Annotated in this window: 1 protein-coding gene; it reads right to left on the reverse strand. The window is 49.5% G+C overall.

The window, feature by feature from the left end; translation table 11 throughout:
- Positions 1-246: DUF3127 domain-containing protein (locus tag DXD25_RS15345; protein WP_117664264.1), on the reverse strand; the 246-nt coding region annotated here is incomplete at its 3' end.
- Positions 247-325 lie beyond the last annotated feature (79 nt).

The raw sequence follows: 325 nt of genomic DNA on the forward strand, positions 1-325 counted from the left end.
ATCCTGATAAACCTGCCCATTATACTCACGAGCCGTGAATCGGAGCGTAACTGCAACCAGTGCTCCCGGAGCAAACTTGCACAGCGCCATATTGCCGAGCATTGCGGCAGCATATTGGTTCTCATACTTGCCGCCCATCTCCTGCAACACGATGTTGCACTTCATCATCTGGCCGTTCTCGCTCTTCTGGCTCTGCACGGCGAAAGCCTCGCCCTGCTTCACCACTCTCATAATCTGAGTATTCATATTATAAAGTAGTCGGAAGTTGTTTCAAGATCACCAAACCATTTCGGCGTTGTCTTGTTTCTTCGACGCTGCAAAAGTA

Origin of the sequence: Prevotella sp. TF12-30 (assembly GCF_003436715.1) — a bacterium.
Lineage (GTDB): Bacteria > Bacteroidota > Bacteroidia > Bacteroidales > Bacteroidaceae > Prevotella > Prevotella copri_A.